A 25,313-nucleotide genomic window follows, 5' to 3' on the forward strand; every position below is an offset into this window, starting at 1 on the left:
CGCGGGCGCCCACATGGTGCCGATCACGCACCCCGCCGCGATCGCCGCGGTGATCGCCGAGTTCCTCGGCCGCACGGCGTGACGGCAGAGCTCCTGCCCAGCGCGGCCGAGCTCGGGTGCCGGCGCCGGTCACGCCCACGCCCACGCACCGCGCTCGCGGCGTTGCGTCTGCTCGCTGCCGGGCTCGTCGTGATCACGGTGATCACGATCGTGCTGCTGCAGCTGCTCCCGCCGGACGGGCCCGGGTCGGCGTACGCGCAGTGGGGGTGGCGCATCCCGTTCGCGATCGGCTTCGTGCTCTCTGCGGCGATCTTCCTCTACTACCTGCGCTCGGTCCCCGAGTCCGAGCTGTGGACGAGGATGCCGAAGGCGGACCGGCCGCTGCGGACGCTGCTGCGCGGGCGCAACGCGCGGTCGCTCGGGTTGGCGTTCCTGGTCGGCACCGGGGCGTGGCTCACGCTCGACGCCACCGTCGGCGTGTTCGCCGGGCACCTCAAGGGGCTCGGCACTCACCCGCCGCCGTCAACGCGGCCATCCTCACCGCGGCGGTGATCGGGATCGGGATGTTCCCGCTCATCGGCGCGGCCGGGCAGCGGCACGGCCGCAGGCGGGTCTTCCTGGTGATCGGCGCGCTCAACGGCGTCGTCGCTCCGGTGCCGCTCGGCGTCGCGATCGCCGGGCGGGAGAGCACCGCGGCCGTGCTCGTCGCGGGCGGGCTCGTCGTCGGCTCGTACCTGAGCAAGGACCTGCGTCACGTGGATCTCGCGGACGCCTGAGGAACCGGGTCCGCTCACTCGTCCATGCAGCCGAAGAACGGGACGTCGAACTCGTAGAGCAGCCGCAGTCCGGCACCGGCGGCGACGAGGAGCCAGCCCTGCCGCCACGTCGTCGAGCTGTGGGTGACGTCGTCTGCGAGCCGCGGGTCCACCCGGCCCCGCGGGTCGTGGACGACGTCGATCCGCTCGCCCTCAACGCCGAGCCGGTCGTCCGTGGTCATGGATCTGATCGCGCGGTCGGTGCACTCGACGTCGGTGACGTGCCGGACGCGGTGATTCTCCCCCGAGGACACCGTGACCGGGTGGACGGCGAGCACGGTGCACGAGGTCGGCTCGCCACGCCGTGCGAGGACCTCGGCGTCGGTTGCGGCACCGATGAATTGCAGCCCGGTCATGAACACGAAGAAGGCTCCGAAGAACACGAGGACGTTCCGGTACCGCAGCTGCGAGGAGGCCGCGAGGGCGAACCCGCCGACCACGAGCACCGTGCACAGGCTCCCGCCCCGTGCGGTGGCGGCGAAGAAGTCGGGTCCGTCCGCGGCGAGGCGACGCCCGGCGACCACCAGCCCCCCAGCCACCGCCGGTATGCCGACGGCGAAGGCCAACCGGCCGAGGAACCCACCGAAATCCACCGTCCGCTCCTCCCTGTCGGGGGGGACGACCCGATCGCGGGTCGAACGGTTGGGGTGATCGCGCCCGGCTCACCCCTCGCACGGCCGGTCGAGGTCGACCCCCGGCGGGAGCAGGGCGCGCTCGGTGGGGGTGAACGGGCGGTCGGTGAGCCGGCAGAGCCGGTCGACCCACCCCTCTGCCTCCAGCGGGAAGGTGAACGGGCGACGCCCCTCGTTGCCGGAGGTGATGTTCAGGCGCTCGTCGCTCGTCAGCTGGTCGTCCATCTCCATGCCCGGCGGCATCGTGGAGCCGACCCGCTGCCCTCGGACCGGATCGTGCACGATCACCCGGAAACCCGTGGACGGGTCGTGCCTGGCAAAGCTCACCAGGTGCCCGTCTCGGAGGAACCCGAGTTCGGGTCCCGCGTCCGCAGCCGCGATGGGTGGCCCGACCGGGTCTCCGGTGACGAGATCGACCACCTGGGTGGTGCGGTCCTGGCCGTCGATTGCGGCGAACCGACCGGAAGCGTCGAAGGTCACCCACAGGGACGGCGCCTCCGCACGGAACGAAGATCGTCGCATCGGTGCCGGGGATCCGCTCACGGACGCGGCTCGTGCGTCGACCAGGCACGTCGCCATCACGCCCGGCGGACCGGGCCGGTCGCCCCGCGGGAACAGGGACTTTCACCCGGCCGGCGCGGGCCGTGCGACCGCAGCCCGCGCCACCCCTGCGCGGCACCCTCGACCCCGGCAGCGAGTGGAGGTCGAGGAGATGAAGCAGGGACGCAAGCGGGTCGTCGTGGGCGTCGACGGCTCGGACGGCAGCCGGGCCGCGCTGGCCCACGCCCTGGAGGACGCCTCCCGCCGCGGGGCCGCCGTCGAGGTGGTCTCCGCGTTCGAGGCGCCGACGTACTACTGGCTCTCCCCCTACCAGGTCCCCCTGATCCCGCTGGAGCAGGTGGAGGCGGAGGTCCGGCGCGCCGTCGAGTCGGTGGTGCAGGAGGTCACCGGCGAGCTCGCCGACGAGATCTCACCGATGCCGCGGGTGACGGTGCACGTCGCCCCGGGCAGCGCGAAGACGGCGCTGCTCGAGGCCGCCGAGGACGCCGACCTGCTGGTGGTGGGCAGCCGCGGCCACGGCGCGGTCGGGAGCCTGCTGCTCGGCTCGGTGAGCCTCGCCTGCGCGCTGCACGCCCCGTGCCCGGTCACGATCGTGCACGCGACCCGGCCGAAGAAGGCCGAGGAGCCGGCGATGCAGCACGCCGCGCCGGCGACCTCCTGACCCGTGCCCGCGCCGGCCGAAGGGTGGAGAGGATGACGACGCCCACCGTCGCGAACGTCATGGCCCGCGACGTGCCGACGGCCCGTCCCGCGACGCCGGTCGACGAGCTGGCCCGCGCGCTGGACGGGAACCGCGTGGGTGCGCTGCCGGTGCTCGACCCGCAGGACCGGGTCATCGGGATGGTCTCGCGGCGGGACCTGCGCCCCGGACGGGCGCAGCGCCGCCCGGGGCGCCGGCGCTGGTGGCCGCGGCCGCACCGTCGCACCGCCGGCACGGTCCGCGACGTGATGACCGCGTCGGCGGGGGCGGTCACCCCGGGCACGACCCTGGCGCAGGCGGCCCGGCGCATGATCGAGCACGGCGTCGAGCACCTCCCGGTGGTCGACGGTGGGGCGCTCGTCGGCGTGGTCAGCCGCGCCGACCTCGTCCGCGCCTTCGTCCGTCCCGGCGACGACATCCACGACGCCGTCCTCGGCGAGGCCTTCCGGTACGTGCTGTGGGCCGACCCGGCCGAGGTGGACGTCACCGTCACCGACGCCGGCGTCACCGTGTCCGGCGCCGTCGCGCAGCGCAGCACCACGACGATCGGCGAGCGGCTCGTGCACCGCATCGACGGGGTCGTCTACACGGTGTCGGGAATCGACCGCACGGACGGCTGCGGCGGCGCATCGGGGCGGGCCGCGCCGCCGACCGCGGGCTCGCCGTGACCGCCGCCCACGGCCCGGCCGCCGTCGGCGTCCCGGGGAACGGCGTGCCGGGCGCCCGCCCCCGCGGCCCCGTCGTGGTCTGCACCGACCGGTCGGCCGCGGGCGACCGGGCCGTCCGGTGGGCGGCCGCCGCCGCGCGACGGGCCAGGACCGCCCTCCACGTCGTGACCGCCGAACCACCGCAGGCCGGGGCGCCGGCCGGGCGCCGGGCCGGGTTCGCCGCCGCGTGCGCGGCCGACCGGTCAGCCGGTGCGGGCGCCCTGGTCGTCCCGGCGACGCTGCCCGACGTCGAGGCGGTCGTCGCCGGCTCGTCCTGCCCCGTGGTGGTCGTGCCCGACCGGGTGCCGGACGACGAACGCGGCCCGGTCGTGCTCGCGGTGGCGCCGTGGACGGGCGATGACGCCATCGCGCTCGCATTCGCCGAGGCCGCGGGGCACCGCGCCCCGTTGCTCGCGGTGCGCGCCTGGTCCGAACCCGGCATCGACCTCGGCCGACCGCGCGCGGACCGGATCGCCCGGTGGGACCGCTGCGCGGAGCGGGCCCGCCGCGAACTGGCGGCGAGGCTCGCGCCGTGGCGGGCCGCGCACCCCGGGGTCGAAGTGCGCGTCGAGGCGGTGGACGACCCGGCCGCCGGCGAGCTGCTGGCCGCGCTGTCGCAGCGCGCCCGCACGGTCGTGGTCGGTCGCCCGCGGCCCGCCGAACGTGTCCGGGGCGCACCGCCGCTCGGTTCCCGCTGGGGGTCCCCGGTGGCCGCGCTGCTGCGCGCGACCGGGTGCCCGGTCCTGGTGGTGCCGCCCGCGCAACCGCCGCACGCAGCCCGTCGCGTCGAAGGGAGCAGGTCATGAAGGCTCAGGTGGGTGACTGGATCGTGATCGAGGGCCGCACCCTCGGCGACCGCCGTCGGCAGGGCCAGATCGTCGAGCTCGTGCACGCCGACGGCACGCCGCCCTACCGGGTGCGCTGGGTGGACGACGACCACGTGTCGGTGGTGTTCCCCGGCCCCGACGCGCGGATCGAGCCCCACCCGGTTCCCCCGGCCACCGGGCCCACCCGCTGAGCGCCGCTACCGGCTCGCCCCGACCCGGTGCGCGAGCCGCTCCCGGGTGCGCTGCGTCAGCGCCTGCAACCGCGCGGACGTGCGGGGCCGCAACCGCAGCGGGCCGCGCAGGGCCCGGGCCGCCGGGGGCAGGGCGGCGAGATCGGCCTCGAACCGCTCCCGCGCCGCGGCCACCGCCTCGGCCGGGGACGGCCGCGGCCCGATCCGGCGGCCCGCCCGCACCACCGGCTCCAGCAGCGGCTCGCTCCCGGCGGGGCAGGCCTCGTCCGCCAGCCCGAGCACGTCCGCGCAGCCCGGCCCGCGGAACACCTGCTTCGCCCCCGGCAGCGTGGCCTTGCCCTCCGACAGCTTCATCACCGGCCGCCCGGCGTACTCGACGAGCTTGTAGGCCGCGTCCAGGTAGGGGGCGTCCGCCGAGGTCCCGACCTTGGTGCCGACCGCGAGCACGTCCACCGGGGCGCCCCGTTCGTGCAGCTCCTCGATCCCGTGCTCGTCGAGCCCGCCGCTGGCCACGATCCGCGCCCGCGCGAGGCCGGCCGCGTCCAGGATCGCGCGGGCCCGCTGCGCCAGCGCGGCCAGGTCGCCGCTGTCGAGCCGGACCCCGATCTCCCGATCGGGCGGCACGCCGCGCAGCACCTCGGCCGCGCGGCGCACCCCCTCCTCGGTGTCGTAGGTGTCGACGAGCAGCGTGACCGGGCCGACGGCCGCGTCCGCGAACGCCGCGAAGGCGGCCCGCTCGTCGTCGAACACCTCGACGAAGGAGTGCGCCATGGTGCCGCTCGCCCGCATGCCGTACACCCGCGCCGCGGCGACGTCGCTGGTCGCGGCGAACCCGACGATCGCGCCCGCCCGCGCGGCGTGCAGCCCGGCCTCGACCCCGTGCGTGCGGCGGAGCGCGAAGTCCACCACGGGCTTGCCACGGGCGGCGACGACGCAGCGCGCCGCCTTCGACGCGAGCGCCGTCTGGTGGCTGATCTGGTTGAGCACCCACGTCTCGAGCAGCTGGGCCTGCGGCAGGGGCGCGGTCAGCTCCAGCAGCGGTTCCCCGGGGAGCACCACGCGCCCCTCGGGGACGGCGCGGACGTCGCCGGTGAACCGCAGCCCCGCGAGCGGGCGCAGCTCGGCCACCGGGACCCCGAGGACCTCGGCGAACGCATCCAGGTCGGCCTCGTCGACGCGGAACCGCTCCAGGTGGTCGAGCACGTCGGCGAGCCCGGCCGCGACGAGGAACCCCCGCTCGGCGCGCGACTCCCGGGTGATGAGGCTGAACGTCGCGGGCGCGGTCAGGCCCTCCCGGAGGTAGGCGAGCGCCATCGTCACCTCGTAGAGGTCGGTGGCGAGCGGCGAACCGACGCCGAGCGCCGTCGGCGCTCGATCGTGGCCCCGCCGGCGGGTCCGGCCGGTCACGACTCGGCGAACAGGCCGATGACGTTCCCGTCGGGGTCGGCGAACGTCGCGACGGCCATGCCGGTGCCGATCCCCGTCGGCTCCTTCACCGTCCGCCCGCCGAGCTCGGCCGCGCGGCCGAGGGTCGCGTCGAGGTCGCGCACCGCGACGTAGAACCCGACCCAGGGCGGGGTGTCCGGCGGCGCGGGGGCGATCCCGCCGCCGATGCCGGAGCCGGAGCCCGCCCGCACCACGCCGTAGCCGGTCCGGTCGTCGACCTCGACGGCCCACCCGAACAGCTCGGAGTAGAACCGCCTGCTCCGGTCGGCGTCCGGGGTGCCGATCTCGAAGTGCACCACCGGCGCCCCGCCCTCGGCGCCCCCGTCCGCGGAGCGGGTCCGCTCGCTGGTCAGGAGCACGTCGAGCACGTCCCGGGCCGAGACGACCCCGACCGCCTGCCCGCTGTCACCGACGGGGACGTGCCGGATCCCGGCGTCGAGCATGAGCGACGCGGTGTCGGAGATGGTGTCGTCGGGGTCGGCCCACACCAGCTCGGCCGTCATCACGTCCACCGTCTGGGCGTCGTCGAGCGACCAGCCCGCCGCGACGGCCCGGACGACGTCGCGCTCGGAGATCAGGCCGACCGTGCGGCCGCCCTCGGCGACGAGGACGGTGCTGACCTCGTCCGCCGCGAGCTCCCTCGCCACGTCCCGCAGCGACCGCCAGGCCGGCACGGTCGCCACCACGCGCGTCATGACGAGGCGCACGGGATCGGAGGGGCGGGCCTCCCGCGTCGTGGTGATCATTTCTCCTCCGTTCGCCGGTGTCGACCCGGTCAGCGTTCCGGGCCCCGTCGGCGACGGCAGCGGCCGGAGGGCCCCGTACCGGCGGGACCTCCGGCTCCCGATCACCGGGTCGGCGCCACGCCGGCCCGCAGGGCCTGGAGCTCGACGACGCGGCGCACGTCGTCGAGCCCGATCACGCCGACCGCGCGCCCGTCGGGCCCGGTGACCACGAGCCCGGCCGGGTCGATCGGCCTGCGCAGGACCTCCAGGGCCGGTTCGTCGACGCCGACGACGCCGTTCGGCCGCAGCGGCCGGGCCACGTCCCGCACCGCCTTCGACGGGCGGGCGTCCAGGGGCACGCGGGCCAGGTCGGTGAGGGTGATCCAGCCGGTCGGCCTGCCGTGGAAGTCGATGACGGGGAACGCCTCGACCGGCGGCGCCCCGGGCCCGAGCAGGTGGTCGACGAGCGCCGCGACCGTCCACCACCCCGGCGCGAAGTACGGCTCCCGCCGCATCACGTCCCCGGCGGTGAGGCCGGCCAGCCGCTCGGCGGTGATCCCCTGCACCCGCTCGCCCGCGGCGGCGCCGGTGAGGAACCACCCGACGAGCACCAGCCACAACCCGTCGAGCCGGCCGTTGAGCAGCAGCAGGACGCCGAGCCCGGCCACGAGCGCGCCCAGGAACTGGCCCGCGCCGCCCGCGGCGCGGGTCGCCCGCTCCCGGCTCCCGGTGAACCGCCACACCAGCCCGTGCACGACGCGGCCCCCGTCCAGCGGGGTGCCCGGCAGCAGGTTGAAGATCCCCAGCATCAGGTTCACGGTCGCGAGCCACAGCAGCACGGCCGACGCGAGCGCCGGCGCGCCGGTCGCGGTCGCCGCCCAGCTCCCGACGCCGAACACCCCGGCGAGACCGAGGCTGACCGCGGGCCCGACCAGCGCGATCCGGATCTCGGTCCCCGGGCGTTGCGGCTGGTCCACGAGCTCCGAGACACCCCCGAGCAGCCAGAGGGTGATGGAGCGGACGCCGAGCCCCGCGTGGCGCGCGACCATCGCGTGCGCCACCTCGTGCGCGAGCAGCGACAGCACGAACACCGCGGCGCCGGCGGCACCGACGAGCAGGTAGGTGAACGGGCTGTGGCCGGGCGCCATGTCGGGCAGGACGTTCAGCGCCAGCAGCTCCCCGAGCAGCAGCACGATGACGAGCGCGGACCAGTGGGCGCCGACCGGGATGCCGCCGATCCGGCCGAACGAGACCGTCGCCTTCATCGGGCCACCTCCGCTTGTGCCGGCCTGCACGCGCGGCCGATCGCGTGTCGTACCCCCACCCATACCTCGAAGGTGGCACGCATCCGGGGCACCGTGCAGGGGCGTGCGGCCCGGGACGGGCGGGTCCACCGGCCGGGCCGGGGCCTACCGGGCCCGGCCCGCCATCAGCCGGATCGCGAGCCGGATCGCGGAGGCGACCGCGACGAGCAGGGCGAGCGTCGATCCGACGATCCCCAGGACCAGGACCGCGCGGACGACGAGCGCCCAGTCGACCCCGGACGCCGGGAACGCGAACGGGAACACCCGGACGAGGCGGACCATCGCCGCGAGCCCGAGCGCCGTCGTCACGACCTCCCCGACCGCCCGCAGCAGCGGCCGGTCGACGACCAGGCAGACGAAGTTCACCGCGACCCCGACCGCGACCGCGAGGTTCACCAGGGTGAGCACGCGCACGAAGTCCTGGGTGAGGAAAGGCAGGGCGGCCCAGCCCGGCCAGACGTTCACCGCGACCAGCAGGGCGGCATCCCCGGCGACGGCGAACGCGTGGCCCACGGCCCGGCTCCTGCGCGAGGACGGCGTCGTGTCGATGCCGGTCACGACGCCGGGACCCCCTCCAGCGGCACGCCGACGGCCAGGAAGCGGACCGTTTCGCCGGGGTGCAGGTCGCGCACCTCGTCGCCGCACCCGACCCGCACCGGGCCGCCGCCCGGGCGGGGCCCGGCGGACACGGTCACCTCGCGGCCGACGACGCTCACCGTGATCGGCTGCCCGCGGTACTCGACGGCGAACTCGAGCCGCCCGAGGGCGAGCGGCCAGTGCGGGTTGAACCACAGCGCGTCGTGGCGGGTCTCCAGGCCGGCGAAGCAGCGCTGGAGCAGGTCCACCGAGCCGGCCATCGCGCCGAGGTGGATCCCCTCGGCGGTGGTCCCGCCCTGGATGTCGGCGAGGTCGCTCACGACGGCGCGCTCGAAGTGCTCGAGCGCCTGCGCCCGGTTGGCGCGGGCGAGGACCCAGGCGTGCACGAGGGCGCTCAGCGTGGAGCCGTGGGAGGTGCGCGCGAGGTAGTACTCGATGGTGCGCGGGATCGCCTCGGCCGGGAGCGCGTAGCCGAGCCGGCCGAGCAGCTGGCGCAGCTCGTCGGCCGACAGCAGGTAGAACAGCATCAGCACGTCGGCCTGCTTGGACGCCTGGTAGTCGTCGACGGAGCGGCCCTCGGCCTCGAGGATGCGGTCGAGGCGCTGGATGTCGCCGTAGCGGCGGCGGTAGCCCTCCCAGTCGAGTTCGGGCAGGTCCCGGTAGCCCTCGAACTGGCTGATGATCCCGTCCGACGCGATCGGCACGTACATGCGCCTGCTGATGTCGCGCCAGTGCAGCAGCTCCTCCGAGCGCAGCCCGAGGCCCTCCACCAGCTCCGTCCGCCGGGTGGGCGGCAGCACGTCCAGCACCTCCTGGGCGCGCAGCAGCAGCCACACCACCATCACGTTGGTGTAGGCGTTGTCGTCGATGCCCGGCTCGGCCGCACCCGGGTAGCGGGTGCTGTACTCGTCGGGCCCCATGACCCCGCGGATGCGGAACCGGTCCCGCGACGCGTCGTAGGTGGTCGCGCTCGCGAAGAACCGGGCGATCTCCAGCAGGGTCTCGGCGCCGTGGTCGGCGAGGAACTCCACGTCGCCGGTCGCCTGGTAGTACTGCCAGATGTTGTAGGCGACGGCGAGGCCGACGTGGCGCTGCAGGTGGCTGGTGTCGGGCAGCCAGCGCCCCGACCGCGGGTTGAGGTGCACCCGCTGGGTCTCCTCGCGGCCGTCGCTGCCCGACTGCCACGGGTACATGGCGCCGGTGTACCCGGCCTCCCGGGCGGCCCGCCGCGCGGCGTCGAGCCGGCGGGTGCGGTAGCGCAGCAGCGCACGGGCCAGGCCGGGCAGCCGCAGGGTCAGGAGCGGGAGGACGAACAGCTCGTCCCAGAACACGTGCCCCCGGTAGGCCTCGCCGTGCAGGCCGCGGGCCGGGATGCCCGCGTCGAGGTCGACGTTGTGCGGCGAGACCGACTGCAGCACGTGGAACACGCTCAGCCGCACGGTGCGCAGCACCTCGTCGGTGGTGCGGCGCTCGGGGGCGGCGAGGTCGTCGAGCTCCACGCGGAACCGCCGCCACAGCTGGTGCCACACGAGCTCGTGGCGGGTGAGCAGCTCGTCGAACCCCGCCGCCGCGGCCACCCGCTCGGTGGCGGCGAGCGCGGGCTCGGAGATGGCCGGGTCCCGGGAGGTCTGCAGCGCGACGACCTTCTCGATGCCCACCGAGCCGCCGGCGGGCAGGCTGAGCGCGAGCTCGTGGGCGACCCGCTCCCCGTCCCGCACGAGGCGCCGCCCCGGGTCCGGCGGGCCGGAGCGGTGGATCCGGGTCCGCGCGGCCTCCGCGATCCGCACCTCGGACTGGTTCGTCCGGGCCACCAGCAGGAGCGTGTCCGGGGCGGGCTCGCCGGTGGCCACCACCTCGAGGTGGTCGTTCGCCATGCCCGCGTACCGGGCGACGCCGCTGTTGGTGACCGCGCCGTCGATGCCGGAGGCCACCCGGAGGGTGCCGCTCCAGTCCTCGGCGGTGACCACCGTGTGCAGGCCCGCGAGCTGCGGCTGGGCCATGCTGACCAGCCGCCGCTGCCGCAGCGACGTGGTCCGGCCGTCCGCGTCGACGAACCGCAGCTTGCGGACGAGGACGCCGCGCCGCATGTCGAGCGCCCACCGGTCCTCCAGCACCTGCACGTCGGCGAGGTCGATCCAGCCGCCGTCGCCGATGGCGAACCGCAGGTCGAGCCAGTTCGGCAGGTTCACGAGGCTCTCGTTCTCGACCGCCGTCCCGGCGATCTCGTCGCGGAGCCGGTTGTAGATCCCGGCCGCGTAGGTCCCGGGGTAGTGGACGCCGTCCGCGCGCGCCTCGGGGGCCGCGCCGCGGGTGGCGAACCGGCCGTTCCCGAGGGTGCACAGCGCCTCGCGGCGCCCTTCGGCGGCGGGGTCGCGACCGTCGAACTCGAACGTCCAGGTGTCCACGACCGGCTCCGCGCCGGGCTGGGCGCTCACCGGACCCGCCCTTCGCGGGGCGCGTCCGAGGCGAGGGCGAAGTAGTTCTCCTCCTCCTGGACGAAGTGCAGCTGCAGCACGGCGTTGAGCCCGTACAGCGTGGCGAGGACGTCCTCGACCTGGCCGGGTTCGAGCCGGCCCGCCGCGTCGGCGAGCTCGAGGTGGGTGGCGAGCCGGGCGGTGAGCCGCTCGATCTCGGCGTGCATCCTGCTCATCGTGGCGGTGGCCTCGGGACCACCGAGCGGCCCGGCGAGCGCCGGGTACAGCTCGGTCTCCTCGGCGCGTTCGTGCGGGAGCAGGTCCTCGACGAGGAAGGCGTGCGCGCGGCGCAGTGCGTCGAGCGCCTCCGGGCCCGGGCCCACCACGAGCAGGCTCGCCGCCCGCCGCAGCAGGCCGAAGACGTCGGTGAGCCGGTCGTGCTCGCCGGCGAACCGGTGGACGAGGACGTCGGCCTCGCCGGTGAGCCGCGGGCCGGTCGCGGGTCCCGCGCCGAGCGCGCGCAGCGCGTTGAGGATCACGGCGACGTCGATGCCCTCCTGCAGCAGCGCGCCGAGCGCCGGAGGCAGCCACCCGGCGGCGGCGACCGCCATCGCGGCGAGCGACAGGCCCATCCCGACCGTCGCGCTCTGCACCGCGATCCGGCGGGCCCGGCGGGCGATCTCCATGGCGTCGGCGACGCGGTCGAGGCGGTCGGTCGTGAGGACGACGTCCGACGCCTCCGACGACGCCGTCGCGCCGCGGGCGCCCATCGCGACCCCGACGTCGGCGGCGGCCAGCGCCGGGGCGTCGTTGACGCCGTCGCCGACCATCACGGTCGTGGCCCGTCGGCACTCGGCGCGCACCGCCTCGACCTTGTCGGCCGGGGTCTGCTCGGCCCGCACCTCGTCGAGGCCGAGCACCGTGCCCACCTCGCGAGCGGGCTCGGCCCGGTCGCCGGTGAGCATGACGACACGTTCCAGGCCGACGGACCGCAGCCTGCGGATGGTCCGCGAGGCGTCGCGGCGGAGCGGGTCGCGCAGCACCACGGCGCCCGCGGGCTCGCCGGCGACGCCGATCCACGCGACGGCGGCGCCGTCCAGCCGGGCGCGGTCGACCACGGCCCTGCCCCACGGCTCCTCGGTGGCCGCCGCGTGCTTGCCCACCTCGACCCGCGTGCCGTCGACCACCGCCGTGACGCCCCGCCCCGGCTGCTCGTCGACCCGCTGCGGGACGGGCAGGTCGAGGCCTCGGCGCCGGGCCTCGGTGACGATCGCCTCGGCGAGCACGTGCGGCGACAGCTGCTCCGCGGCGGCGGCGAGGCGCAGGACCTCGGTCGGGTCACGGCCCGGCCCCACGGCGACCTCCACCACGGCCGGCCTGCCGACGGTCAGCGTCCCCGTCTTGTCCATCACGAGCGTCCGGGCCCGCCCCAGTTCCTCCAGCGCCCCGCCGCTGCGCACGACGACCCCGATCCGCGACGCGCGAGACAGCCCGGACACGATCGCCACCGGCGCGGCCAGCAGCAGCGGGCACGGCGTCGCCACCACGAGCACGGCCACCGCCCGCACCGCCGACCCGCTCGCGAACCAGGCCAGGCCGGCCACCGCGAGGGCGAGCGGCAAGAACCAGGCGGCGTACCGGTCCGCCAGACGCACGACGGGGGCGCTCTCCGCGCCCGCGGCCTGGGCCAGCCGGACGATCCCGGCGTAGGTGCTGTCCTGCGCGGTCGCGCTCGCGCGCAGCTCGAAGGCGGCGCCCGCGTTGACGACCCCGCTCCGCAGCGGGTCGCCGACGGCGCGCTCGACCAGCAGCGGCTCCCCGGTGAGCGCGGACTCGTCGACCACCGCGCCCGCCGCCTCGACCCGGCCGTCGACCGGAACGACCTCGCCGGGCCCCACGATCACCAGGTCACCCGGGGTCACCTCGGCGAGCGGCACCACCTCGACCGCGCCCCCGCGGCGCCTGCGCGCCGAGCGGGGCACGCGCTCGAGCAGGGCGCGCAGGTCCCGCGACGCGCGCCGCTCGGCGGCCGACTCGAGCGCCTGCCCGGTGGCGACCATGACCGCGATCAGCGCCCCGGCGAGGTACTCCCCCACGGCCACCGTGCCGACCAGGGCGATGACGGCGAGCAGGTCGACCCCCGCTCGGCCGCGCCGCAGGGCGGCGACGACCCATGCCAGCGACGGCACCACCGCCGACACCGTGCCGACCACCCAGCAGGCGTCGGCGACCGCCTGCCTGCCGAGCGCCCAGGCGATGCCGCCTGCGGCGAACGCGCCGACCGTGACGGCCAGGAACGCGCGTTCCCGCCAGCGCGTCCGGACACCGGTGGAAGGGCCCCTCACCACGCCTCGAGCATCCGCGACGGGGTCGGTGGTCCGTCAGGGCCGGGCGGGCCCGCCCGCCGGGACCAACGGCCTCCCGATCAGCCCGGGGCCCGGGACGCGGCGGCGCGGCGCAGCAGGTCGACGACCTCGTCGTCGGTGACCTGCCGGAAGTTGGCGTAGAACCAGCCGACCCCGAGGAACCGCGCCGGCGTCTCGAGGCACACCAGCTCGTCGACCTCCCCGCTCAGCGCGGCGGCGGTGTCGCGGGAGCACACCGGGGCCGCGAGCACGACCCGGTCCGCGCCCTGCGCCCGGACCACCTGGCAGGCCGCGCGGGCGGTCGCGCCGGTGGCGATCCCGTCGTCGACCACCACCGCCGTCCGCCCGGCCACGGGCTCCCGGGCCCGGCCGCCGCGGTAGAGCAGGGCCCGCCGGTCGATCTCGGCGCGGGCCCGCCGGGCGAGGTCGGCCAGCACCGTCTCGCTCACGCGCGCCCTGCGGACGACCGACTCGTTGCGCACCAGGACACCGCCCTCGCCCGCCGCGCCGGCGGCGAGCTCGGGTTGGGCCGGGACGCCGAGCTTGCGCACGAGGACGACGTCCAGGGGAGCGCCGAGCGCCTCCGCCACCTCGGACGCGACCACGACCCCGCCCCGGGGCAGCCCGAGGACGACCACGTCGTCGCCGCGCAGGTGGTCCAGCGCCCCGGAGAGGCGCCGTCCCGCGTCCATCCGATCGACGAACGGCATCGCATCGCCCCCTTTCTCCTCCCGGTTCACCCCCCGGCGGCGGGCGGCGGGGCGCTCGGTGCCGCGGCGACGCGGAGGACGTGGCGGACCCCGTACAGCCGGGTGAACCCGCGCCACGGCGCGGGCAGCTCGGCCGCCACGTCGGGCGTGGCGAGCACGCGGGGTTCGCGCACGTCGTACCGCACGCCGCGGACCTTCAGGCCGCCTGTCCCGGCCGCCAGGAGGTTGCGGAGCCAGTCCGTCTCCGCGCCGTACGGCAACGGAACCACGAATCCATCGTGCACCCGCAGCGCCACCACGGGGGTGCGGTAGGTGCGGCCGGACCGGCGGCCGACGTGCTCCACGTAGCCCGCGTACCAGAGGCGGCGCCCGGCCAGCCGCATCATCAGCGGGTTCAGCACCCGCTTGTTGAACCGCCGCACCCGGTCGAGCACCGCGGGCGAGCCGGTGCGGAAGGTGACGACGACGAGCGCGCGGAGGGCGACGGCGCCCAGCGCGACCGCCAGCAACCGCCGCCACCGCGCGGCAGGGCGTGCCATGGCTCCTCCTGCACGGATCAGTGGGATCGGGCCCGCAGCGCGTCCAGCCGCGCGCGGTAGTCCTGCTCGTCGATCTCCCCGCGGGCGAACCGCTCGGCCAGCAGCTCCTCCGGGGTGACCCGTTCCTCGGGCACCCGGCCGCCCGTCACCTGCAGGTACCGCACGAGCGCGATCAACCCGAGCACGACCAGCGCCAGGAACAGCAGCGTGCCGATGCCCATGAGCGCCATGCCCCAGCCGCCCGCGCCGGGCCCGTACCACCACATCATCTCGATCTCCTCACCTCGCGGGACCGCCCGGCCCCGACCACCCGCGTCCGCACCAGCTCCGCCAGGGCCCACGCCACGACGACCGCGACCACGAACACGGCGAGCAGCCCCTCGCTGAGCGCGCCCTCGTCGGCGCGGATGAACGCCACGACGCCGACCGCGCCCGCCCCGACGGCGGAGACGGCGGCCGCGACGCCCCACGCCCCGCGGAACGCCTCCCGCCCGACCGCCGCCACCGCGGCGAGGCCGAGCACGAGCCCGACCGCGGCCATCCCGCGCGGGTCGCGCACGAACGGCATCCCGCCGCGCGCCAGGTATCCGACGTACGGGACGACGATCGCCGCGACCAGCAGCGTCGCGACCCCGTCCCGCCAACCGAGCCTCACCGACGCCACCTCCAGCGCCGAGCGTGTTCCCCGCCGGCCGGGCCCGGCACGGCCATCGGGCCCGCCGCGGGGGACCGTTGGTCACCGTTCGTGACGCGCGGGGGCGGGTCGGGCATTCGTCCGGTTCACGCGTTCCGCGCTGATCGCGTTCAGCGTCGCCACAGCATCCCTGCGATTTCGTACCGCCGGACTCCCCGGAAACAGGAGATGCGATGACCCACTCCCTCGACACCCGCTTCGCGCAACGGACCTCCCCCGTGCTGCTCGTCCGGCGCGGTCTGGTCGCGCTGACCGGGATCGGGATCCTCGCCACCGCGTTCGAGCTCGCCGCCGAGCGGCACTGGGGCCACGTCGAGCAGCTCGTCCCCTGGCTCGCCCTCGTCCTCCTCGCGATCGCCGTCGGGCTCACCCTGCTGCCCGACGGCCGGGGCACGACCGCCGCCCGCGTGCTCGCGGTCGTCGTGCTCGGCGCCTCGGCCTACGGGGTGATCGAGCACGTGCTGGTCAACGCGGGCGCCGGCCGGTTCGACCCGCGCCTCGGTGACGTGTGGGCGTCGCTGCCGCTGCTGGAGCGCGGCTGGTACGCGCTCACGAAGACCGTCGGGTCGGCGCCGACGCTCGCCCCCGGCGTCCTCGCCCAGACCGCCCTGCTGTTGCTCCTGGCCACCGTGTGCCGGGCCGGAACCGGAAGCGGGTCCAGCCCTGTTACCGCAGGTACGGCCCCGAATGGGCATTGACCGCCGTCGACCCCGCGAGAAACATTGGCGGGTCGCGGTGCGCGAGCGCCGTGATACGAGCAGTCGCCCGTCGCTCCGGTCCCTGGCGGCGGGCTTCTTCGGCTGTGCCCCAACACGGCCTTAAGACCAGGCTGCCTTCGAGCGATCGCGAGGACGGACGGCACCATGCGGCACCGGGACCAACGCTCCGAACTCGCGCCCGCCCCCAGCGGCGGGCCCGGCCCCGCTCCCGCGCTCGTCGCGCGCGAGCCGATCATCGACGCGCTCCACCAGGTGATCAGCGACCTGTTCGCGGTCGGGCTCCAGCTCCACCTGACGGTCGGGGACTTCGATCCCGACAGCGAGGCGGCCCAGCGCCTGCGCGCCGCCCTGAAGCGCCTCGACGAGGTCCTGGCCACGCTCCGGTGGGCGATCCACCTCCACCCGCCGGCCGAACCCGCGGCCGGGGTCGCCGACTGGCGCCAGGTCGCCCAGGCCGAAGGCGTCATCGCCGAGCGCCACGGCGTTCCCGTCGCCGACGCCGTCACGGCGCTGGCCGCGTACGCCCGCGAGCGCGGCGAGCGGCTGCCCGACGTCGCGCGCGCCGTGCTCGACGGGGACGTCGACATCCGCCCGGACTGACGCGCCCGCCGCCCGGGCGTCGGCGTTCCCGCCGTGCCAGGATCGCCGGGTCCTCTGCTCCGGCGCGGGAGGTGCGGTGCCAGCACGGCCGACGACGCCCGAGCTGTCGCTCGTGCCGCGTCACGCAACGTTGGGTAGGTAATCGGGTCTGCGGATCTTGGAGTTGACTGCGTAGTGCCGCTTCGGGGTGGCGCGGCGGTTGGACCACCGGATGTAGCGGGCGATCGCGGTCTCTTGGGCGGCGTGGGAGGGGTAGTCGCTGCCGTCGAGGGTGAAGTAGCGCAGCGCGGTGAACTCGCACTCGATCCAGTTCAGCCACGAGGCGTTGGACGGGGTGAACACCGGTTCGACGCCGTGGGCGGCGCACCACGCTTGGACCTCGGCCTTCTGGTGTGCGCCGTAATTGTCGCAGACCAGGTAGAGCCGCCCGGTCGGGAAGCGGCGCCGCAGCTGGCGGCAGAAGTCGAGGAACTCCCTCCAGCGTTTGCGGTCCCGGAACCGGTAGAACATCTGCCCTGAGGCCAGGTCCAGCGCGGCGAACATGTGCCGCACCCCGGCGGTGCGGGTGTAGGTGGCCCGGCGGCGGGCCGGCTGACCTTTGCGGAACCAGCCCCGGCCCGGGCGAGGGATCAGGTTCAGGGGTCCGAACTCGTCGACGCAGATCACTCGCCCGTCTGCGGGTGAATGGTCGTAGAGGTCGAGGATCCGGTCCATCTTCGCCGCGAAGTCCGGGTCCCGGCTGGCCTTCCAGGTCTTGGTGGCCTGCCAGGAGATGCCGGCCTCGCGCAGCACCCGCCGGATCGTCTCGACCGACACCGGCAGGCGGTGGTGCTCGGCGAGGTAGTCCGCGAGCTTGGTCAGGCTCCAGGTGGTGAACGGCTGCCCCAGCGCCGACGGGGTGCTGCGGGCGGTCTGGCAGATGATGTCGCGGGCGGCCGGACCGAACTTACGGGGCCGGCCGCCGCTCCATTTTGGGTCCAGAGCGGCGAACCCGGTGTCGTTGAACGCATGGATCACCTCCCGCACATAGCCCTCGGTCGCGGCGAACATCTCCGCGATCTGGGCCGCGGTGCGGCCCTGTACCGAGGCCAGCACGATCCCCGCCCGGCGCAGCCGGACCCGATCCCGTGAGGTTCTTGCGATCTTGACCAGTCGCTGGGCCTGCTCCGGCTCCAACGGCTGCACGAACACCTCGGGCTGACGAGCCACCCGCACCACCTCCGCCGGGCAGCCTCCCAGCCACGAACCACACCGTCAGCCCGACCCGATTACAGCGGCAACGTTCTGTGGCGCGGCACTCGCACGGGTCGACGGGTCGGGCCGGCGAACCGAGACGTACGTCCTCACGAATCCGCTGCGCCGTTACGCGATCACCCCGCGGGGCGACATCAGGCGCCGGATCGGTGCCCGGTCGAAGGTCGTCGCGGGCGCCACGGCCGCGGCGGGAGCCGTCGTCGTGGGCTCGTGGGCCGCGGCGACCGCGGCCTCGACCGGATGGGGCATCACCAGGTTCGTCGTGATGGGAACCATCGGCCTCACCGCGGTGGGGGCGCTCGTCGGTCTCACCCTGTGGCTGTGGAGCGCGATCAGCGCCGCCCGCGACATGGGGAGGAACACGGCGGATGTCTTCGTCGCGATCGCCCCGTCGCAGGCGCGCGCGTGGCGGCTGTGCGCGATCGCCGAGGCGATCAGCGAGGTCGGATCGTGGCGCGACCGCACCGTCGATCCCCGACGGCGCGTCGCGGGCGTGCTCTGGTCTGCGGTGCGGCGCTGCCTGGAGGTCGACCAGCTCGAGAAGGACCTCGAACGCGCCTCGGCGCACCAGGCGCTCGCCGAGCTGGCCGACGAGGCCCGCGCACGGATCGACCACGACCGGGACACCCTGGACCGGGTTCAGCTGAACCTCGGGAAGGTCCTCCTCGCCGCCCGGGCGATCGACCAGCAGCGCAGGGACGCGGCCCGCGCGGCCGAGCGGCGTCGTGCGCGGGAGCGGGAGGAGGCCGAGCTCCGGAAGCGGCTCGGCGACACGCTGGCCACGAACACCCCCGGTGGCACCGACGACGAGGTCGAGCGGTCCGCGGGCATCGCGATCGAGGCCGAGACCGTCGCCGAGCTCCTCCGGGACAGCGACCGGATCCTGCGTGAGCCCGACTAGGGCGTGTCCTGCAAGTCGGTGCGCAGCCATAACACGGTCGCCGCGATGATGATCTCGGCTCGGTAGTAGGCGGCGCGTTTGGCATAGCGAGTGGCCAGTCCGCGGAACTGTTTGAGCCGGTTGAAGCACCGCTCGACCACGTTGCGGCCGGCATAGATGGCCTGGTCGAAGGCGGGTGGGCGGCCGCCGCGGGAGCCCTTCGCGCGGCGGCGGCTGATCTGGTCGTCGCGTTCGGGGCAGGTGAACGCGATCCGGCGCTCGCGCAGCGCCGCGCGCGTGGACGGGTGGGAGTAGGCCTTGTCGGCCACCACCCGCTCCGGGCGCGTGCGTGGCCGCCCTGGCCCGTCCCGGTGCACGGCGATCTGGTCCAGCAACGGCAGCAACTGTGGGTTGTCGCCGGCTTGGCCTGCGGTGAGCAGGATCGACATCGGCAACCCGCGTCCATCCACCGCGAGGTGAATCTTGCTGGTCAGCCCGCCTCGGGAGCGGCCGAGCGCTTCGCCGTCGATGGCGAGCCGCTCGACCCACTCGCTGGTGCATCCCCCTTTTTCCGGGCCCCGGCGGCGTGCTGGTGGGCCCGGACATGACTGGAGTCAACACTGATGACCCACTCCACGACGCCGACGGAGTCGTCCTTGACCACCGCAGCGTCCAGAATGCGTTCCCAGGTGCCGTCCGCGCTCCAGCGCCGCAGCCGCTCGTGCGCGGTCTTCCACGGCCCATACCGCTCGGGCAGATCCCGCCACGGGGCACCGGTGCGCAGCTTCCACAGGATCGCGTTGATCACCTGCCGGTGATCCCGCCACCGACGCCCGTTGCCCGCTGCCGGCGGCAGCAGGGGCTCGATCCGCGCCCAGGCCTTATCGGTCAGCTCGCCGCGCCCTACCACCCAATCATGATCACCTGACCAGGCCAGATCACTTACAGGACACGCCCTAGCCACCGACACCGGTAGCGGACGTCACAACGCCGGCATCATGTGGAGCACACCCGAGGTGTGAAGCCGCCGGTGCAGGCGAGCGCGCGGGGCAGGGCAACGTCGACGGCGAGGTCCGGTTCGGCGGAACCCGCCGGGGACGAAACCGCGGGCCCGAGGTTCGGCGTGAGCGGCGACGTGCTCAGGCCCGGTCGTCCGCGGATCCGGGCTCCGGCAGCCGCGCCTCGATCGCGTCGAGGCGCGCCAGGATCTGCTCCAGCGCGAAGCCGACGTCGACGCGACGGGCGACCTCGACGCCCTCGCGCCCGGACGGCGGGACCGGGGAGGCGCCGGGGTCCTTCCCCAGGTGCGTCATGATCTGGTCACGCGCGAATCCGACGTCCGCGCGGGAGGCCAGGCTGTTGAGCTTCGCGCGGTCCTCGGGCGTGAACATGTCGTCCTCCAGGTGATCGGCGACGAGCGCGCGGAACGCGACCATGTCGAAGTTCGGGTCGATCTTGCGGCCGGTCGGGGCGGCCACCTCCTTGTGGCCGAGCACGCGCGCCACCGCCACGCGGTAGTGCCCGGCGAGGGCGGCGCAGAGACGGGCGTACGCCTGGTACTGGACCATCGGCCATGGCGCGGTGCCGGTGGCCTCCGCCTCGATCCCGATGGCCCACCTGTTGCCCATGTTCGGCTCGTGGACCACGCCGGCGTGGAAGCACAGGCCGGCCGCGACGACGTAGACGGTGCCGCTGCGGCCGAGGACCAGCTGCGCCAGCCCGCGGTCGCGGATGAAGTTCAGCGACGGGACCTCACCGGTGGGCGGGCCCGCGGTGTGGTGGCAGACGATCGTCCGCACGCCGGACATCTGGCCGTGCCCCCGGCTCTGCCAGCCGTCGACCTCCACGACGCGCAGCCCGGAGCCGCGACAGGCGTCGGCCAGATCGAGCAGGAGCATCGCGACGTAGCGTCGCACGACCGCTACGGCGTGTTCCAGCCGACAATCAGCTGATCCGGCCCGCCGCGGACGCTGCGTGCTCGCTCTCCTCCTGGTCGCGGTGCCTCCGTGGCTGGTGGTGCTCGCGGTGGGCGACCGGCGGACGCGGGGCCGCTACGACCTCGACGGGCTGCTGGCGGCCGACCGCGGGGCAGGCGGTCGCGGGCGAGGCGGAGGCCCGCCCGTTCGCTGGTCATGGCTTCGGGGTGGGTTCCGCGGGACCTCGAGCGACGGGGACTGCGCTGCACCAGGAGATGCGGCGGACCGCCGTCGGTGGCGCACACGTGCCCGGGACGCCTGGAGCAGCGCGACGCCGAGGTTCCGCGGAACCAGGCGGCTCGGTCAGGCCGCTCCGTGGTCGCCTGCGTGCTGCCGCACGAGGTGCTCCCACACCGCCGCGACGGCGCCGTCGTGGTAGATGTGCCCGCGCTTGGCCAGCGACTCCTCCGGATCCGACCACGTCGGCCACCCGCCCGCGGAGCGCGTGAGCAGCTGCTGCGCGCACGCGCGTTCGAGCAGCACGGCCGCCACGGTGGCCGCCTGCAACGTCTCGCCCACCGCCACGATGCCGTGGTTGACCAGGAACATCGCCCTGGCGTCACCCAGCGTGCGGGCGACCGCCTCGCCCAGCTCCGGGGTGAGGATCAGGTCCGCGGTCTCGGTGAAGCGGGGCACCTCGGGCGGCACGAACGCGTTGGCGGCGTGGCTCACCGGCAGCAGCGGCTGCCCGCTCGCCGCGAGCGCCACCGCGTGCGGCGGGTGCGTGTGCACGACGCCGCCCACGTCCGGGCGGGCCGCCATGATCTCGGTGTGGATCGGGTACTCGCTGTGCCGCGCTCCCCCGCCGGAAAGGACCCGCCCCTCGCCGTCCACCAGGTGCACCCGGTCGGGCGTGACCTCCCCGAGGCCCCACTCGGCCGACTTGATCCACACTCCCCGGCCGTCCGGGTCGCGCACCGAGGCGTGGCCCCAGATCAGGTCGTCGTGGCCGGTGCCGGCCAGGATGCGGGAAGCGGTTGCCACGAGCTCGCGCATGTCGCCCTTCACGATCGGAGTGCGCTGGGGAGGAGGAAGATCAGCCAGGTGAGCACCGGCGCCGTCACGGCCATGCCGATGCCCCAGGCGAACATCGTGCGGAACACCGTCGGCCGCTCCTCCTCGGGCGCGTTCGCGAGGGTGAGCGCGCCGACCGACGAGAACGGCGTCGAGTCGACCACCGTCGCCGAGATCGCCAGCGCGATGGTCATCGCGGCCACGCCGATCTCGCCCTGGAGGAGGAACGGCACCGCGAGCGGGATGAGCACGCCCAGCAGGCCGGCGCTGGAGGCGAACGCCGAGGTGAACGCCGCCACCAGGCACAGCAGGTAGCCGGTCAGCAGCGGCGCGCCGATCCCGGCGATGCCGTTGCCGATCACGTCCACGGTGCCCCAGCGCTGCATGGCCCCGACCAGGGTCACGACGCCGCAGATCAGCAGCACGACGCTCCAGACGATCTGCCGGTCGGCCTTGGCGCACCGCTCGGGGAAGACGGCGTGGAGCAGCGCCGCCGCGATCAGCGCGAGGAAGCCGATCTCCAGGTTGAACACGAGCGCCCCGACCGCGACCGCGACGATGACGGCCAGCGTGATCGACTGGTCCACCCGCAGCCGGGTGCGCACCGCCTCCCGCACGGCGAGGCCGCCACCACCGGTGCCGCCCCCGCCCTCGGCGGACGCGTCGTCGTCGCGAGCGGCCGCGACCAGCGTGCGCCGCTCGCGCCACAGCTTCCGGCCGCCGAACATCAGGTAGATGACGACGGCCAGGCCGATGTTGTAAGCGGCGTTGCCGAAGAACAGCGCCGAGGCCGACACCGACAGCCCGTCGCGCTCCAGCGCCTGCCGGACGATGACCGCGAGGCCGTTGAGCGGCGAGAAGTTCCCCAGGCAGGAACCGTGCATCACCATGAGCGCGGCCATGCGCCGGTCGATGCCGTAGCGCTCGCCCAGCCGCAGGCACAGCGGCGCGAGCATCGCGACCCCGGCCGGACCCAACGCGCCCGCGGTGGTCGGCACCGCCGAGAACGCGAAGATCAGCCATGGCACGAGCACCGGGCGGTCGCCCAGCAGCCCGACCGCGCGGTCGATGAGCCACTCGATCGTCCCGTTCGTGGCGGCCAGCCCGAACAGGTACGTGACCCCGACGAGCAGGACGAACAGGTCCGCCGGGAAGCCGGCGAGCAGTTCCTTGACGCTCTCGTCGGCGACGAGCGTGCCGATGAAGAACGTGGCGATGAGCGCGAGCGCGCCGATGTTGACCGGTCGCAGCGTCCCGACCACGAAGACCAGTACGAGCGCCACGACTCCGATGACGTGGATGGACACCTGGGCTCCTCCGAGCTCTCGCGGCCCGACCTCGCGACCAATTCTCTGCGTTGCGGAAGTACTTTCTTCTGCTCACCCGATCGTGTCAACCCTTGATCGGTCGTGTCCGATCTGACACGAATGCGCTGATAGGGCGCCCCTACCCGAGGCGGGCCAGCTCGTGGCGCCATGCGGTGGCGGTGTTGAACCCCGCCCCGAGGTCGGGCAGCTCCGCCATGTCCGCGTCCGGGATGTCGACGAGGGTGCCGCCCGCGCTGACGACGCGCAGCGACAGCCGCGCCAGCCGGTCCACGCTGATCGCCTGCAGCACGGCCTGCTCGACGCTTTCCGCGGCGCTGGTGAGCCCGTGCGCGCGGAGCACGACCACCGGGCGGTCCGCCATCGACGCGACCATCTCCGCGGCGAGCCGCCGATCGCGGATCAACACCCCGCGCGGGTGGACCGGCACGCCGCCCGCGGCCAGCCGGGTGCCCGGGATGTCGAACGCGCCGACGATCGGGCGGATCGCGATCCCCGCGAGGTCGGCGGCGACGACGTCGGGCGGATGCGCGTGCACCACCGCGGCGACGTCGGGGCGGCTGCGGAGCACCTCGGTGTGGAGCGGCAGCTCGTTGGGCGGGGTGTAGCCGCCGTCGAGCTCACCGGGCGCACCCTCCTCCCCGTCCAGGTCGACGAGCCGGATGTCGGCGTCCGTCGTGAACGCGAGGCCGCGTTCCTCGGGGCCGCGGCAGCGCACCAGCAGGCGCCGGCCGTCGACGCGGAGGCTGATGTGGCCGAGGATGCCGTCGGCGAGCCCCCGGGCGGCGAGCACGCGGCACGCCTGCGCGATCGACGTCCGCGCCGGGGCGAGCTCCGCGCTCACCGCACCGCTCCGGCCCGGTCCGCCGCCCGGCCTGCGAGGACCTCGACGGCGTCGCGCACGTCCGTCAGCGCGGCGGCGCCGCCCACCGCGCGCCTGCAGGCGACCAGGGCACGGGGCCAGTTCACGGTGGCGGCTCCGGCGAGCCGGCCGTCCGCGTCGGCGTAGAGCACGGCGAACGCGCCGTCCCGCCCGCGGACGAGCTCGTGGTCGAGGTCGCCGCCGGTGCGGCCGGCGAGCTGGATCTTCCAGTCGTACTGGTCGCTCCAGACGTACTCGACGGGCTCGTGGGCCCGCGGCCGGTCGGGGTGGACGATGTTGTGGGCGACGCACGCGGCCTGCTCGACCGCGTTCGTCCAGTGCTCGAACCGCACCAGGCGCTGGTGGCGCGGGTGGAACCAGCGGGCCACGTCGCCCACGGCGTGCACGTGATCGGCGCCCACCGCGCGACCGTACCCGTCGCAGACCAGGCCGTCGTCGACCTGCAGCCCCGACGAGCGCAGCCACTCGTCGTCGGGCACGGCGCCGATGCCGACCACGACGGTGGCGGCGGGCAACGCGGATCCGTCGGCGAGCCGGACGGTCAGCCCGTCCGAGTGCGGGTCGATCGCGGTGACCCCGATCCCGAACCGGGTGGCGACGCCGTGTCCGGCGTGCAGGTCGGCGATCAGCTGCGCCACCTCCGGGCCCACGGCGCGGCTCAACGGGACCGGCGCCGGGTCGACGAGGCTGACGCGCTCGACGCCCATCCCGCGGGCGGTCGCGGCGACCTCGGCGCCGACGAACCCGGCGCCGATCACCACCAGCGGGCCGCCGCGGCGCAGGGCCGCGCCGAGCGCGATGGCGTCGTCGAGCGTGCGCAGGACGTGCACCCCGGGCGGCTCACCCCACGGCGAGGGCCGGGCCCGCGCCCCGGTCGCGACGACGACGTCGTCGTAGGCGATACGCCCGCCGTCGGCCAGCTCCACGTACCGCTCGTCGACCGCGAGCCGGGTGGCGGGCCGGCCCAGCAGCAGCCGGATGCCCGCCTCGGCCGCGGCCTGTTCGGTGAGCAGCGTGACGCCCGCCGCCGTGGTGGTGCCGGCGAGCAGCGCCTTCGACAGGGGCGGCTTGTCGTAGGGCAGCGTCGGCTCGGCGCCGACGAGCAGCACCTCGCCGGCGTACCCGGCGGCGCGCAGCGCCTGCGCGGTGCGCACCCCGCCGATCGACGCGCCGACGATCACCGTGCGCGGCGTCACCGCGCCCCGCCATCGACCGACGGGTCCCCGCTCGACGCGCCCTCGATCGACAGGGCCGACACCGGGCACGCCCGCACCGCGTCCCGCACCCGGTCGAGGTCGGCCTCGTCGATCTCCTTCCGCAGCAGCACCACGACCCCGCCGTCGTCGATGTCGAACACGTCGTCGGCCGCGACGACGCAGTTGGCGTAGCCCTGGCACAGCTCCAGGTCGGCCCTCAGGACCGGCATGTCTCCTC

29 protein-coding genes and 1 pseudogene are annotated in these 25,313 nt (G+C 75.2%); 9 read left to right on the forward strand and 21 right to left on the reverse strand.

What is annotated here, in order from left to right; translation table 11 throughout:
• Positions 1-162 precede the first annotated feature (162 nt).
• Positions 163-552: a hypothetical protein gene (locus VKZ81_RS11565; RefSeq protein ID WP_324241495.1), complete on the forward strand. Its 390-nt coding sequence runs from the start codon at positions 163-165 to the stop codon at positions 550-552.
• On the forward strand, positions 549-776 hold the full coding sequence (locus VKZ81_RS11570; protein ID WP_324241496.1) for a hypothetical protein: 228 nt from the start codon (positions 549-551) through the stop codon (positions 774-776). The genes VKZ81_RS11565 and VKZ81_RS11570 overlap by 4 nt, the downstream gene beginning before the upstream one ends.
• Positions 777-790: 14 nt before the next feature.
• Here the strand turns inward: VKZ81_RS11570 and VKZ81_RS11575 are convergent, their stop codons facing one another.
• The gene (locus VKZ81_RS11575; RefSeq protein WP_324241497.1) at positions 791-1,408 is read right to left on the reverse strand and encodes a hypothetical protein; all 618 of its coding nucleotides are present in this window, start codon (positions 1,406-1,408) and stop codon (positions 791-793) included.
• A 69-nt stretch (positions 1,409-1,477) separates the two neighbouring features.
• A complete protein-coding gene (locus tag VKZ81_RS11580) occupies positions 1,478-1,735 on the reverse strand; it encodes a hypothetical protein (protein WP_324241498.1) in 258 nt (85 codons plus the stop codon).
• Between the two features lie 424 nt (positions 1,736-2,159).
• Between VKZ81_RS11580 and VKZ81_RS11585 the strand changes: the two genes are divergently transcribed.
• Genes VKZ81_RS11585 through VKZ81_RS11600 form a run of 4 tightly spaced genes read left to right on the forward strand, consistent with a single transcriptional unit; the run spans position 2,160 to position 4,433 of the window.
• Positions 2,160-2,669: a universal stress protein gene (locus tag VKZ81_RS11585; RefSeq protein ID WP_324241499.1), complete on the forward strand. Its 510-nt coding sequence runs from the start codon at positions 2,160-2,162 to the stop codon at positions 2,667-2,669.
• A 32-nt stretch (positions 2,670-2,701) separates the two neighbouring features.
• On the forward strand, positions 2,702-3,376 hold the full coding sequence (locus VKZ81_RS11590; RefSeq protein WP_324241500.1) for a CBS domain-containing protein: 675 nt from the start codon (positions 2,702-2,704) through the stop codon (positions 3,374-3,376).
• Positions 3,373-4,221 (forward strand): universal stress protein, encoded by an 849-nt coding sequence (locus VKZ81_RS11595; RefSeq protein ID WP_324241501.1) that lies wholly within the window; start codon positions 3,373-3,375, stop codon positions 4,219-4,221. The genes VKZ81_RS11590 and VKZ81_RS11595 overlap by 4 nt, the downstream gene beginning before the upstream one ends.
• Entirely contained in the window at positions 4,218-4,433 is a 216-nt protein-coding gene (locus tag VKZ81_RS11600; RefSeq protein WP_324241502.1) for a DUF1918 domain-containing protein, read from the forward strand. Before VKZ81_RS11595 ends, VKZ81_RS11600 begins: the two co-directional genes overlap by 4 nt.
• Before the next feature lie 6 nt (positions 4,434-4,439).
• On the opposite strand, the gene VKZ81_RS11605 is transcribed toward VKZ81_RS11600, so the two are convergent.
• The 10 genes from VKZ81_RS11605 to VKZ81_RS11650 all read right to left on the reverse strand — a co-directional run bounded on the left by VKZ81_RS11605 (position 4,440) and on the right by VKZ81_RS11650 (position 15,189).
• Positions 4,440-5,840, reverse strand: a complete 1,401-nt coding sequence (locus tag VKZ81_RS11605) for a nicotinate phosphoribosyltransferase (RefSeq protein ID WP_324241503.1) — start codon at positions 5,838-5,840, stop codon at positions 4,440-4,442.
• The gene (locus VKZ81_RS11610; RefSeq protein WP_324241504.1) at positions 5,837-6,625 is read right to left on the reverse strand and encodes a CBS domain-containing protein; all 789 of its coding nucleotides are present in this window, start codon (positions 6,623-6,625) and stop codon (positions 5,837-5,839) included. The genes VKZ81_RS11605 and VKZ81_RS11610 overlap by 4 nt, the downstream gene beginning before the upstream one ends.
• A gap of 101 nt (positions 6,626-6,726) precedes the next feature.
• A complete protein-coding gene (locus tag VKZ81_RS11615) occupies positions 6,727-7,869 on the reverse strand; it encodes a site-2 protease family protein (protein WP_324241505.1) in 1,143 nt (380 codons plus the stop codon).
• A gap of 144 nt (positions 7,870-8,013) precedes the next feature.
• Positions 8,014-8,466 carry a hypothetical protein gene (locus VKZ81_RS11620; RefSeq protein WP_324241506.1) on the reverse strand — a complete coding sequence of 151 codons (453 nt, stop codon included), beginning with the start codon at positions 8,464-8,466 and terminating at the stop codon, positions 8,014-8,016.
• Positions 8,463-10,940: a glycoside hydrolase family 65 protein gene (locus VKZ81_RS11625; RefSeq protein ID WP_324241507.1), complete on the reverse strand. Its 2,478-nt coding sequence runs from the start codon at positions 10,938-10,940 to the stop codon at positions 8,463-8,465. The genes VKZ81_RS11620 and VKZ81_RS11625 overlap by 4 nt, the downstream gene beginning before the upstream one ends.
• Positions 10,937-13,267, reverse strand: a complete 2,331-nt coding sequence (locus tag VKZ81_RS11630) for a heavy metal translocating P-type ATPase (RefSeq protein WP_324241508.1) — start codon at positions 13,265-13,267, stop codon at positions 10,937-10,939. The genes VKZ81_RS11625 and VKZ81_RS11630 overlap by 4 nt, the downstream gene beginning before the upstream one ends.
• Before the next feature lie 77 nt (positions 13,268-13,344).
• On the reverse strand, positions 13,345-13,995 hold the full coding sequence (locus VKZ81_RS11635; RefSeq protein ID WP_324241509.1) for a phosphoribosyltransferase: 651 nt from the start codon (positions 13,993-13,995) through the stop codon (positions 13,345-13,347).
• 26 nt (positions 13,996-14,021) lie between these two features.
• Positions 14,022-14,534 (reverse strand): PNPOx family protein, encoded by a 513-nt coding sequence (locus VKZ81_RS11640; protein ID WP_324241510.1) that lies wholly within the window; start codon positions 14,532-14,534, stop codon positions 14,022-14,024.
• 17 nt (positions 14,535-14,551) lie between these two features.
• A complete protein-coding gene (locus tag VKZ81_RS11645; protein WP_324241511.1) occupies positions 14,552-14,803 on the reverse strand; it encodes an SHOCT domain-containing protein in 252 nt (83 codons plus the stop codon).
• Complete coding sequence (locus VKZ81_RS11650; RefSeq protein ID WP_324241512.1) at positions 14,800-15,189, reverse strand: hypothetical protein; 390 nt, start codon at positions 15,187-15,189, stop codon at positions 14,800-14,802. The genes VKZ81_RS11645 and VKZ81_RS11650 overlap by 4 nt, the downstream gene beginning before the upstream one ends.
• Before the next feature lie 212 nt (positions 15,190-15,401).
• Here VKZ81_RS11650 and VKZ81_RS11655 point away from each other — a divergent pair, with 212 nt between their 5' ends.
• A complete protein-coding gene (locus VKZ81_RS11655) occupies positions 15,402-15,926 on the forward strand; it encodes a hypothetical protein (protein ID WP_324241513.1) in 525 nt (174 codons plus the stop codon).
• A 165-nt stretch (positions 15,927-16,091) separates the two neighbouring features.
• Positions 16,092-16,547, forward strand: a complete 456-nt coding sequence (locus VKZ81_RS11660; protein WP_324241514.1) for an ANTAR domain-containing protein — start codon at positions 16,092-16,094, stop codon at positions 16,545-16,547.
• A gap of 120 nt (positions 16,548-16,667) precedes the next feature.
• On the opposite strand, the gene VKZ81_RS11665 is transcribed toward VKZ81_RS11660, so the two are convergent.
• Together VKZ81_RS11665 and VKZ81_RS11670 are read right to left on the reverse strand one after the other, a co-directional pair.
• Positions 16,668-17,756: an IS630 family transposase gene (locus VKZ81_RS11665; RefSeq protein WP_324241515.1), complete on the reverse strand. Its 1,089-nt coding sequence runs from the start codon at positions 17,754-17,756 to the stop codon at positions 16,668-16,670.
• A gap of 153 nt (positions 17,757-17,909) precedes the next feature.
• Positions 17,910-18,077 carry a hypothetical protein gene (locus VKZ81_RS11670; RefSeq protein ID WP_324241516.1) on the reverse strand — a complete coding sequence of 56 codons (168 nt, stop codon included), beginning with the start codon at positions 18,075-18,077 and terminating at the stop codon, positions 17,910-17,912.
• Here VKZ81_RS11670 and VKZ81_RS11675 point away from each other — a divergent pair.
• Positions 18,067-18,702 (forward strand): hypothetical protein, encoded by a 636-nt coding sequence (locus VKZ81_RS11675; RefSeq protein WP_324241517.1) that lies wholly within the window; start codon positions 18,067-18,069, stop codon positions 18,700-18,702. The two genes, VKZ81_RS11670 and VKZ81_RS11675, sit on opposite strands and share 11 nt — an antisense overlap.
• On the opposite strand, the pseudogene VKZ81_RS11680 reads toward VKZ81_RS11675, so the two are convergent.
• From VKZ81_RS11680 to VKZ81_RS11710, 7 genes and pseudogenes are all read right to left on the reverse strand, one after another.
• A pseudogene (locus tag VKZ81_RS11680) lies at positions 18,699-19,591 on the reverse strand (IS5 family transposase). The gene VKZ81_RS11675 and the pseudogene VKZ81_RS11680 sit on opposite strands and share 4 nt — an antisense overlap.
• 229 nt (positions 19,592-19,820) lie before the next feature.
• Entirely contained in the window at positions 19,821-20,579 is a 759-nt protein-coding gene (locus VKZ81_RS11685; protein ID WP_324241518.1) for an N-acetylmuramoyl-L-alanine amidase, read from the reverse strand.
• 381 nt (positions 20,580-20,960) lie between these two features.
• Positions 20,961-21,653: a class II aldolase/adducin family protein gene (locus VKZ81_RS11690; RefSeq protein ID WP_324241519.1), complete on the reverse strand. Its 693-nt coding sequence runs from the start codon at positions 21,651-21,653 to the stop codon at positions 20,961-20,963.
• 8 nt (positions 21,654-21,661) lie between these two features.
• Positions 21,662-22,978: an SLC13 family permease gene (locus VKZ81_RS11695; RefSeq protein WP_324241520.1), complete on the reverse strand. Its 1,317-nt coding sequence runs from the start codon at positions 22,976-22,978 to the stop codon at positions 21,662-21,664.
• 139 nt (positions 22,979-23,117) lie between these two features.
• On the reverse strand, positions 23,118-23,840 hold the full coding sequence (gene phtC, locus VKZ81_RS11700; RefSeq protein ID WP_324241521.1) for a 3,4-dihydroxyphthalate decarboxylase: 723 nt from the start codon (positions 23,838-23,840) through the stop codon (positions 23,118-23,120).
• Positions 23,837-25,075, reverse strand: a complete 1,239-nt coding sequence (locus tag VKZ81_RS11705) for an NAD(P)/FAD-dependent oxidoreductase (RefSeq protein ID WP_324241522.1) — start codon at positions 25,073-25,075, stop codon at positions 23,837-23,839. Before VKZ81_RS11705 ends, phtC begins: the two co-directional genes overlap by 4 nt.
• Positions 25,072-25,305, reverse strand: a complete 234-nt coding sequence (locus VKZ81_RS11710; RefSeq protein ID WP_324241523.1) for a ferredoxin — start codon at positions 25,303-25,305, stop codon at positions 25,072-25,074. The genes VKZ81_RS11705 and VKZ81_RS11710 overlap by 4 nt, the downstream gene beginning before the upstream one ends.
• Positions 25,306-25,313 lie beyond the last annotated feature (8 nt).

The sequence above is a fragment of the Pseudonocardia sp. genome, from assembly GCF_035305885.1.
In the GTDB taxonomy this organism is placed as follows: domain Bacteria; phylum Actinomycetota; class Actinomycetes; order Mycobacteriales; family Pseudonocardiaceae; genus Pseudonocardia.